This is a genomic window from Kitasatospora sp. NPDC001683, from assembly GCF_053596495.1.
Genome location: NZ_JBSFGK010000016.1, coordinates 112,875 through 122,837 on the forward strand (window position 1 = coordinate 112,875; position 9,963 = coordinate 122,837).

At 72.3% G+C, this 9,963-nt stretch carries 6 protein-coding genes; 3 read left to right on the plus strand and 3 right to left on the minus strand.

The genetic code is table 11. The features are described 5' to 3' along the window. Window positions 1–72: 72 nt before the first annotated feature. From ACWCYO_RS11785 to ACWCYO_RS11795, 3 genes are all read right to left on the minus strand, one after another. Window positions 73–4,077, minus strand: coding sequence for an AAA domain-containing protein (locus tag ACWCYO_RS11785; protein ID WP_449784127.1), 4,005 nt, complete (start codon window positions 4,075–4,077; stop codon window positions 73–75). Between the two features lie 922 nt (window positions 4,078–4,999). Continuing rightward, window positions 5,000–5,587, minus strand: coding sequence for a hypothetical protein (locus ACWCYO_RS11790; RefSeq protein WP_449784128.1), 588 nt, complete (start codon window positions 5,585–5,587; stop codon window positions 5,000–5,002). A 93-nt stretch (window positions 5,588–5,680) separates the two neighbouring features. After that, the gene (locus ACWCYO_RS11795) at window positions 5,681–5,857 is read right to left on the minus strand and encodes a hypothetical protein (RefSeq protein WP_449784129.1); all 177 of its coding nucleotides are present in this window, start codon (window positions 5,855–5,857) and stop codon (window positions 5,681–5,683) included. 887 nt (window positions 5,858–6,744) lie between these two features. On the opposite strand from ACWCYO_RS11795, the gene ACWCYO_RS11800 reads away from it, so the two are divergent. Genes ACWCYO_RS11800 through ACWCYO_RS11810 form a run of 3 tightly spaced genes read left to right on the plus strand, consistent with a single transcriptional unit; the run spans window position 6,745 to window position 9,862 of the window. Then, window positions 6,745–7,839 (plus strand): bifunctional DNA primase/polymerase, encoded by a 1,095-nt coding sequence (locus ACWCYO_RS11800; RefSeq protein WP_270151847.1) that lies wholly within the window; start codon window positions 6,745–6,747, stop codon window positions 7,837–7,839. After that, window positions 7,836–9,461, plus strand: a complete 1,626-nt coding sequence (locus ACWCYO_RS11805; RefSeq protein ID WP_270151846.1) for a DNA primase family protein — start codon at window positions 7,836–7,838, stop codon at window positions 9,459–9,461. The genes ACWCYO_RS11800 and ACWCYO_RS11805 overlap by 4 nt, the downstream gene beginning before the upstream one ends. Then, window positions 9,458–9,862: a DUF6009 family protein gene (locus ACWCYO_RS11810; RefSeq protein WP_449784130.1), complete on the plus strand. Its 405-nt coding sequence runs from the start codon at window positions 9,458–9,460 to the stop codon at window positions 9,860–9,862. The genes ACWCYO_RS11805 and ACWCYO_RS11810 overlap by 4 nt, the downstream gene beginning before the upstream one ends. The last annotated feature ends 101 nt before the right edge of the window (window positions 9,863–9,963 follow it).

Sequence of the window (9,963 nt, forward strand, 5' to 3'; positions counted from 1 at the left end):
ATGCCGTCGATGGCGTCGACCAGCTGCTCGATCTCAGGCCTCGAGGCCCGTGCGGCCGGGGCCGCGGAGGGGCTATGAGGGTGGGGCCGGCGGTTCGGGGGCGGCGAGGGGCCAGGTGTCGCGGTCGTTTATGTGGTCGTAGGCGGGCAGTTCGGCGGCGAGGACGTCGAAGTACGGCAGCGGGGACCACAGGGCGCGTTCGCCGATGACGTAGAGACGGCGTTTGGCGCGGCTGGCGGCGACGTTGAGGAGGTGGGGGGTGCGGGCGGCCCACTCCCGGGCGCGGGGGCGGTTGCCGCCGAGGACGAGGACGACGACCTCGGCCTCCTTGCCCTGGGCCTTGTGCACGGTGGCGCAGCGTTCGTCGAGGAGTTCGCGGGTCCATCCGGGGCGCGTGCGGCAGATCGTACGGGCTTCGGCGACGAGGGCACGGAAGGGGGCGATGATGCGCAGGCGTTCAGGGGTGATGCCGTGGTGGTCGAGCCGGTCGAGGAGGAAGGTGAAGGCGCGGCGGTCGCGTTCGCCCCAGGGGGCGTCGGCAGGGCGGTCGGGGTCGTCGGTGTCGAGCCAGCGGCTGGGGAGGAGTCCGTCGTGGTCGGGGTCGGGGAAGGGCTGGGGGTGGGTGCCGTAGACCATGAGGCCGCCGTAGGCGACGTCGTTGCTGACGGTGAACATCGGGTCTTCGCAGCGGCGGTGGACGCGCAGGGGTGAGCCGACCCAGACGGTGTCGTCGTCGGCGCCGGCGGGGGCGGGCAGGTAGGTGCCGTAGCGGTTGACGCGGTCGGCGACGGCCTGCGCGGAGGTGGCGGAGGGGAGCCATTCCTCGTCGACGCCGTAGGCCAGGAGGAGCCGGCGCTGCAGGGCGGTCGGCATGGTGACGACGGGTTCGAGTTGGAGGGGGTCGCCGACGAGGACGGCGCGGCGGGCCCGCCAGAGGGCGCCGACGGCGGCCTGCGGGGTGGCCTGGCCGGCTTCGTCGACGAGGATCCAGCCGATGGTGCCCCGGCCGAGGCGGGCGAACATGGTGCCGATGGAGGAGAAGGTGGTGGAGACGACGGGGACGAGGAGGAAGAGGGTCTGCCAGGCACGGTGGACCTGCTCGTCGGGGACGGGGCCGCCGGTGCCGGTCATCAGCTCCATCAGGACCTGGAGGTTGCCGCGGACTCTTTTGGCGTTGGCGGCGACGAGTGCGCGGTGCAGGTCGAGGGCGCGCATGAAGAGGTCGCTGCGGGCGGTGCACCAGGCTTCGTCGGACCAGGGGGAGCCGAGTTCCTGCTCCTGGTCGTCGAGGTCGGTCCAGTCGAGGGGCAGGGACGGGAAGCCGGTGGCGGCCTGGCGGAGGGTGCGGTGGGCGGCGTCGAGTTCGGCGGTGGCCGTCTCGAGGTCACGCCGGGCGGCCCGGGCTTCGCGGCGGGCCTGTTGGACGGCTTCGTGGGCGGCGGACTCGGCGGTGAGGGCGGCGTCCTCGTGGGCGCGGGCCCGGCCGGCGGCGGCGTCGGCGTCGGCGATGCCGGTGGTGGAGCGGGCCTGGAGGTCGGCGGCGGCGAGTTCCGCGGTGCGCGTGCAGTCGGCGACCTGGTCGTAGGCCTCGTGGAGCGCGGTGCGCTGCTGGTTCAGGAGGGCGAGGGTCTCCGCCCGGGCGCGTTCGTGCTGCTGCTCGATGGCCTGGCGTTCGGCACTGCTCTGGAGCAGGCGGCGCAGTCCGGAGCGCAGGCCGGGTTCGGTGGCGGGCGGTGCTTCGTACCGGGCGGTGAGGATGTCGAGGTATTCGCGGTGGTGGTCGACGCGTTGGCGGGCGGACGCCAGCTGGGAGCGGGCGGTGGCGAGGGCTTCTCGGGCCTGGGGGATGCTCTCGTGGACCGTGCGCTGGGCGGCTTCGGCGGCGAGGGCCGCGCTGCCGGCGGTCACCGCGGCGGTGGCGGCGGCGTCGTGGCGGGCTTCGGCGGCCGCCACGCGCTCGTCGGCTCGCCGGACGGCGTCGTCGAGGGTTTCGAGGCGGCGCCGGCCGCGTCCTGATTCGGTGTCCGCGAGGGCGGCGGCGAGGCGGGCCCGTTCGGTGCGCAGGCGTTCGACTTCGGTCTGGGCGGCCTTGAAGGCGGTGACGGCCTGGCGCCAGGAGGGGAGGGGCTGGGCGGGTGCGGGTTGGGAGGGTACGGGTTGGGAGGGTACGGGTTGGGAGGGTACGGCGGCGGTGCCTCTGCCGCGCGGGGTGCCGACGGGCTTCGGAGCGTTCGGCGGTATCCAGTCGCCCAGCACGGCGTTCATGCCGCGCAGCTCGGGAAGCCCGGCTGCGGTGCGGGCGTCGGCCTCCTTCTCGGGTAAACGCCCCCACCAGAAGCGCTCGCTGAACTCCTTGCGGTTGGCCTTGTTGCCGAGCACGGCCGCGACCAGTCCCCAGGCGGGGGCTCCCTTGAGCAGGGCGGAGGCGAGGTCGGAGAAGTGGTCGGGGCCCTCGCGCCAGTGCTCGGCGAGGGCGGCGGCCCCGGGGAGCTCTGCGGTGATGTTCTCGACGGCGCCGTTGTTGGACGAGGTGACGACGATCTCGTAGCCGGTCAGCCTGGGGTCGAGGGCGGCGACGTAGCGCTTGTGGCGGCCCTGGCGGTCCTTGCCCTGCCAGGCGCGGCCGACGAAGGCGTCCTCGGGGCGCCGGAAGGCGGCCATCACGGCGGCCCGTTCGACCACGAGGGCGGCGACCAGGTCGCGCAGCATGGTGGTCTTGCCGGTGCCGGGCGGGCCGTTGACGGAGAAGAGGCCGCCGTCGGTGTCGGCGGTGCGCGCATCGGCGAGCATGCGGTTGACCGCGAACTGCTGGCTGAGCGCGAGCGGGTGCTCGGCCTTCGCGGGCCAGCGCCCGGCGGGGTGGAGGACCGGGTCGACGCCGTCGAGCACCGCACGGCGGTCCTCGCGCAGGTCGGTCCGGGCCAGGACGGCGATGTCACGGCGGGCGGTCAGGTAGGCGTCGAGAGCGGGGCCGAGGCCGCTCCCGTCGTCCCCGAGCGCAGCGCGGACCCGGGCGAGGTCGGGGGGCAGGAAGCTGTTGAGGAAGGGCTGCGCGGCCGTGGGCTTGGCCTTGGGGTCGCGCGGGAGGTGGACGAGCCGGCTCTGGATGCGGATCACGCGCGGGTCGAGGCGGCGCTGGACGCCGCAGAGGTCGGCGATCTGGGCCGTCAGGGCGACCAGGTCGGCGAGCGTGACGGGGCGCGGACCGTGGTCGTCGTCGCGGGCCTCGTGCACGGGTGCCGGTGCTGCCGTATCGGAACCCGGCCCCGTGGCCGTGGCTCCGGGGAGCGCGGAGCAGTCCCCGGCAGCGGCCCCGCCGGCCGCACGACGGGCCGCCGCCCAGTCGGCCACCCGGCGCACCAGCGGCTCCGTCGCCCCCTTGAGAGCGGCACCGGCGACCTCACCGAACAGCGCACCGACCGCCGCCACCGCCGCGCCGCCCAGGATCTCCGCGAGCAGCTGCCGCCAGCTACCGGCCGGAGCTCCCTCCTGTGCTGCAAGTGCCGCCGACGGGGGACGGTACCCTCCCGCCGTCGTGTACGGGATCGGGGTCGCGGTCAGCTGACCCACCGCCACCTCGAACGCCTCGCCCAGCTCCTCGAAGCCGTCCAGCCACCCGGGCACCGACGGGCCCGGGTCGAAGAGCCGGCCCGCCGCCCAGGCGCACGCGGAGACCACGGACGTGTCCTCGATCGGCCGCCCGCGCTCGTCCAGGACCAGCGCGAACATCGCGCTCTTCCCGGACAGCACCAGCTCCTCCTGCGGCACCCCCGGATCCGGGTCGGTGCCCTCCGGCAGTACGGCGATCATCGCCTGGCGCAGCAGCTCGAGCTCAAACACCCCGCCGTACACCTCGTGCCGCCACGCCATCCCGCGCGGCGCCCGCCACGCCGCCGTCTCCGGATGCTCCGGCGCCCACGGCAGCAGCGGCGCGGACTCCCCCACGGCCGGCGTGATGTCGACGACGTACGTGTCGGTGGCACGGGGCTTGCCGGTACGGCGCTTGCGCGGCACCTCCGGAATGGTGGGCGGGCTGAACAACTCGACCGCCCGCCAGCACTCCAGCAGATCCCCCACCCGCCGGTCCCGCCCGTTCCCGGTCCGCACCCCGTCGCCCCCCGTGTCGAACCCGCGGCGCACTGCCGCTTCGTGTGCCGATCAGCAGGGCGCAGAATCTACCGGACGACGGGCACGCGAGCCGAGTGCCCAGGTCAGGGCCCGGGACGCGGCCCCATGGGGTGGGGTGGCTTACCCCTGCGGGGACGAACGAGCTGGCGATGGTGCCCGGCACCCGATAGCGGTTGACCTGATCGGCGCACTGCCTATGAGGAGCTGCAGGCCTTGGCCAACACGGTCCGTCCGTGGGCCCGAATCGGCTGAGCCCCCGGCAGAATTGAACTCTCCCAGCCCGTGTCCACGCTCTCGTGGCACGATGTCCACCGCTCCTTAATTCCTCAACAGCGCTGCCACCTCACTTCCCTGCCATCACACGAACGACTGCCACCAACCCAACGGTCAAGAAACGGCAAAGCCGCTTCATCGCCGCAGGTCGCGCAGGGTCCTCCCTGCACCCGGCGCGGTCGGGGCGCCCAGTACGACCTGACCCGGGACGTCCTGGGCGTCCTCCCCGCACCCGGCGCGGTCGGGGCGAAGGCCGTCCGCGGTGCGACCGCCGGCTGTCCTCCCCGCACCCGCGGGGGTCAGCCCGATGCCGGCGCCGGTCCAGCCGACGCAGACGATGTCCTCCCTGCACCCGCTGGGGTCCAGCCGACCCACCGTCACCAGCATCGGTTGGAAGGTGCACGGGATGAGCGATCTGATCGCAAGCCGTTCTTGGATCACCGCCCAACCGATGCCGGGCGCGGGACTACGAGACGCTCCCTGCCCACGTCGAGAACGTGATGCGCCAAGCGGTGAGCGCCATCGTGGTGCGCCAGCTCAGCCGGCGTGGACCAGCGGCCCGTCTTGGGCCTTGCCCCGCCTTCGGTCACCCGGACTGCTACTGGATCGGGCCGGCCAGCGTTGTGATAGGCAGCGGTGGGCAACTCTGCGCCTCTCTGGTGAGGTTCGCCAGCTCGTCCGACGGTTCGGCTCCGTCCTGGATGGCCCTGACGTAGGCCCGTGCCTCCTGCAGGCTCAAGCGAGGGACTTGCTTGAGCAGGTGGCTCATCGCGGCCACGGCCCCGGCGGAGCCCACGAGTGCGCGGACGGTGGAGACAAGTGGGTCGGGCGTTCTGGCGCCCTTGATCTGCCGGAGGTAGAGCTCCTCCCAGTCCTCGGCTATCCACGTGGTGGCGGGGACGGGATGGATGCTCCCGTCATGCCCATCGACCAGGTACGGGCCACTGCCGACCAGGTTGTAGCGCCGTGCCGGAGGAGGAATCCCGCTCGTCCGACCGGGCCGAGAGATCGACGGATTCACCCCCGAGAGCTCGCCCACGGGGACGCCGGCGGCGATGTCGTCACGGCCCAGCAGCGGGAACTCGGCGCTCGGCGCGGTCGCCGGCATCATCGCGCGCAGGTGCCCGAGCAGCTCGGCGCCCGCGTTGTGCAGGACCGCTACGCCCTTCGCCTGTACTCCGGCCACGCCGACCCCAGTCCCTGAGGTAGAAGACGTAGCCGCCCACCTGTCGGGCGGGGTGAGGTACGGTCCGCTGCCCGACCTCCAGCATCCCGGGCTCTAGCGGTGAGAGACGGCCCACGTCCACTGCTTCAGCTCGACCGCCACCACCGTCAGCTCACCGGTCGCGTCCTGGCCGACGACGGCCGCATCGACGCGTTCGCCCGTTCCCGGCAGCGACAGCTCCAGCAGGAGGTCGAGGTCCCCCGGTACACGTACACGACAGATGAATACCACTGGCGTCCGACCGCGGGCGCGGTTCTCCTCGAACCGCCGGTCGGGGCGGCGGGCGTCGAGCGCACCGAGTACGAGGGCATGTCAGTCCCAGGGTCGCTTCGGTAGCTCCGGGTATCGGCCGAGGTGTCCATGTGCCGTGCCGTACGGGCCTCGCAGGGCGCTTCCCACGGCAGAGACTCAGCTACCGAAGCGACCCAAGCGACCCAAGCGACCCAAGCCCGGAACTCCAGGCGGGAACTCCCCGGAGCGGCTGCCCCGGGGACGGCACTGTGGTGCTGCTCCGACGGCGACCGGAGCTACCGGAGCTACTGAAGCGACCCAAGCGACCGAGCCCGGGGCTTTCATCCGCGCCTGACACTCGCGACACGCCGGGGCCAGGGCCCGAGAGACTCAGTCGCTTTCAGTCGCTGGGCTTCAGTCGCTGGACAAAATCCCAGGTCAGAGCCCATTGGCCCACCCCATCAGCGACCCAAGCGACTCAAGGTCGGGTATATGAAGACATTCCCGTGTGCGTGTGCGCGTTATAGACCCGGGCTTCAGTCGCTTCAGTCGCTGTTTGCTGTTAAAAATGGCTCTGACCTGCGAAAACGCCGCCATACCGAAAACAGCGACCGAAGCGACTCGGTCGCTGTCCCAGGGTTCGGTCGCTCAGTTTCCCCGCACGTCGCAGCAGTCCGGGACGGTATGTGCTCGCTCGGCTAGTCTGTGTGAGCTATCTTCTGGACTTCGGTCGCTTCAGTCGCTGATCCGGCACCCACCAGTGCTCTGACCTGGCTTTTTGCCGTCAGCGACTGAACAAGCGACTCAAGTCCGCGCAGCTACTGAGCTACCGAAGCAGCTGCAGCAGCTACCGAACCAAAGGGGAAGGGACCAGCGTGACGGCGCCGATGGCCGTGGGGAGCGACCGAACGGAGCGTCAGCCGGACGCACTGGCCGTCGCGCGCTGGTGTGCCGCCCAGGGCTGGCCCGTCCATCCGCTGGCCCCGGGACGCAAGACCCCTCCGGCGAACTGCCAGCCCTGCCAGGATTCCCCGCACTCCCCCACCGACTGCTCCTGCCACCGCGTCGGTCGCTGGTGCCACGGATTCCACGCCGCCACCACCGACCAGGACCTCATCGGTGCCTGGTGGCGGGTCAACCCGGACTTCGGCACCGGGGTCGCCTGCGGCCCCGCAGGCCTGGTCGTCATCGATGTCGACAGCCACCCCGCCGATGTCCCCGCCAGGGACCGGATCCTGCCCGGCATCCCGATCCACGACCGCGTCGACCTCGACGGCCTGGAGAACGGCTACCACACCCTTGCCCTGCTCGCCGCCCTGCGCAAGGCACCCGACCCGTCCCGGGACACCGGAACCCTGCGCGTGCGCACCCCCTCCGGAGGCCTGCACATCTGGTACCGCGACCAGGCCCACCACCGCTTCACCTGCTCCACCGGCTCCTCCACCGGCCGGGCCCTCGCCTGGCAGGTCGACGTCCGTGCCCACGGCGGCTACATCGTCGCCCCCAGCACCGTTACCACCAGCGGCACCTACACCCCCCTGCCCGGCGCCACGACCCCCGCACCACTCCCCCAGTGGCTCGCCGAGGAGCTCATCCGCACCGGCCACCTCAAGGACCGCCTCGGCCAACAGCTCAGCACGCCCCAGCCGGCCGTCCCCGACCGTGCTCGCCAGGCCGTCGTCGCGGCGGGCGGCGGCAGGCGAGGTGCCGAACGGGTCCTCGACACCGTCCTCCAGGACGTCACCGACTGCGCCACCACCCCCGAGGGAGCCGGCTTCACCGGCAAGCTCAACCGCGCCGCCTACACCGTCGGCGGCCTCGTCTCCGCCGGACACCTCACCCACACCGAGGCCGAGCAACTGCTCGCCGACGCCGCCCGTACCGCCCGCCCCTCCCAGGACCGGCAGAGCTCCGCCGTGATCCGCTCCGGTCTCGCCGCCGGTGCCCGGCAGCCCCTGTACGTAGGGAAGGCGCGAGGATGAGCGACAGCACCCGCAAGAGGACGGTCTTCGACCCCGTGGCCGCTGCCCAGCAGATCCTGGAGTACCCGCCCGTCCCCGGGCCCGCGCAGGCGCCCTGGCACGGCACCGCCGTCCAGGAGAGCCTCCTGGACTCCCCCACTCCCGTAACGGCCCCACAAGCCCCCCCTGCCCCCCTCCAGGCCGCTCTGACCCCTCGACAGCCCGACGGCCCCCCGGCAGGCCCGCAGGCGAGCTCCCACGGCCTCCTGCCGGACTCCCTGTCCGACCGCGGCAACGCCAAGCTCTTCGTCCACCTCTACGGCCGCGACTACCGCCACGTCCCCGGCATCGGCTGGTACCGCTGGGCCACCCACCGCTGGCAGCTCGACGAGGACGACACCGTCCTGTGGGCCGCCGGCGAGATGGCCGAGAGCGTCGCCACCCACGACCCCCGCGGCGTCTACACCAACGCGGACCTGCGCCGGCACCGCCGCCGGGCGCTGTCGACCTCCGGCATGAACGCCATGCTCGCCCAGGCCAAGTCCGCCCCGGGCATGGTCCTCAACGCCGCCCTCCTGGACGCCGACGCCTACGCCCTGTGCACCCCCGGCGGCGTCGTCGACCTGCGCACCGGCGCCATCGCCCCGCCCGACCCCAAGGTCCACCACCACTCCCGCTCCACCACGCTCGCCCCCGCCCGGATGCCCACCCCGCGCTGGGACCGCTTCCTCACCGACACCTTCGGCGACGACAAGGAAGGCCGCCAGACCCGCGACTTCCTGCACCTGCTGCTCGGCTACTCGATCAGCGGCGACGTCGGCGCCCAGGTCATGCCCTTCCTCTACGGCCAGGGCAAGAACGGCAAATCCGTCCTGCTGGACGTCATGATCCAGCTGCTCGGCGATTACGCCGACGCGGCCCCGCCCGGCTTCCTGATGGCCAAGACCTTCGACGGCCACCCCACCGACCTCGCCGAACTCCACGGCCGGCGCATCATCGTCTGCTCCGAACTCAAGCCCGGCGACCGCTTCGACGAGGCCCGGGTCAAGCTCCTCACCGGCGGCGACAAGATCAAGGCCCGCCGGATGCGCCAGGACTTCTTCTCCTTCGAGCCCACCCACAAGCTCTGGCTGCTCGGCAACCACCGCCCCGAGGTCGGCACCGGCGGCTTCGCCTTCTGGCGCCGCATGCGCCTCATCCCCTTCGAACGGGTCGTCCCCGAGGAACGCAAGATCGACAACCTGGCCCACGTCCTCGTCGCCGAGGAGGGCCCCGGTATCCTCGCCTGGCTCATCGACGGCGCCCGCCGCTACTTCGCCGGTGAGAAGGACCTGGCCGGCCCCCAGGCCGTCCAGACCGCCACCACCGCCTACGCGGAGACCGAGGACCACGTCGGCCGCTTCCTCAAGGAGGCCTGCATCACCGGGGAGGGCATGCGCGCCGAACAGTCCCAGCTCTTCGGCGCCTACACCCGTTGGTGCGGCTTCGAGGGGGCCAATCCCGTATCCGGCCGCGCGTTCGCCGCACGAGTCCGCGAGACACTGGGTATGACCTCTCCCAAGGAGATGGTCCTGTCCAACAGCCGCAAGTACTACCCGGGCATCGGCCTGATCACCGACGACACAGAGGAGCAGAACGCGTGAGCGCGCTGATCGACCCGGCCGAGCTCGCCCACGAAACCGATCTCGTCTGGCTCGAGGACACCACCGAGCTCGACTACGTGCGCCAGTCGCTGGACCGCCTCACCACCCGGCGCGGCCGCCCGGCCTACCACCGCGACGGCCGCATGGTCGGCTACGCGATCCTCGGCCCCGACGCCAAGTCCTCCCGGGCCTCCGGCACCTTCCGCCGCCGCGTCTTCTGGCTGCTCCCCCACGACCGCGACCAGGACCCGGACGGCCTCTACACCACCGGCGCCCCCTCCGAGGCCGTGGACCCGCGCACCGTCGCCCCCGGCGTCAAGGGCTACAAGACCGAGCGCTCCGAGGGCGGGCCGGCCTCCCCGGCCATGCTCGAACTGGGGATAACGCTCCCGAAGGCCTGACCGCTTCGGAACGAAGGCGGTGGGCCGTCGTCCGACCCGCACCATGACCTGAAGCTGAACGGGTACCGCAGGATCGCCGAGCGGCTGCGCCGGACCGACGG

What these genes read in the sequence shown, in the direction of transcription:
- ACWCYO_RS11800 (WP_270151847.1), top strand. Translation starts at nt 6,745, where the DNA reads ATGGCCGTGGGGAGCGACCGAACGGAGCGTCAGCCGGACGCACTGGCC.
- ACWCYO_RS11805 (WP_270151846.1), top strand. Translation starts at nt 7,836, where the DNA reads ATGAGCGACAGCACCCGCAAGAGGACGGTCTTCGACCCCGTGGCCGCT.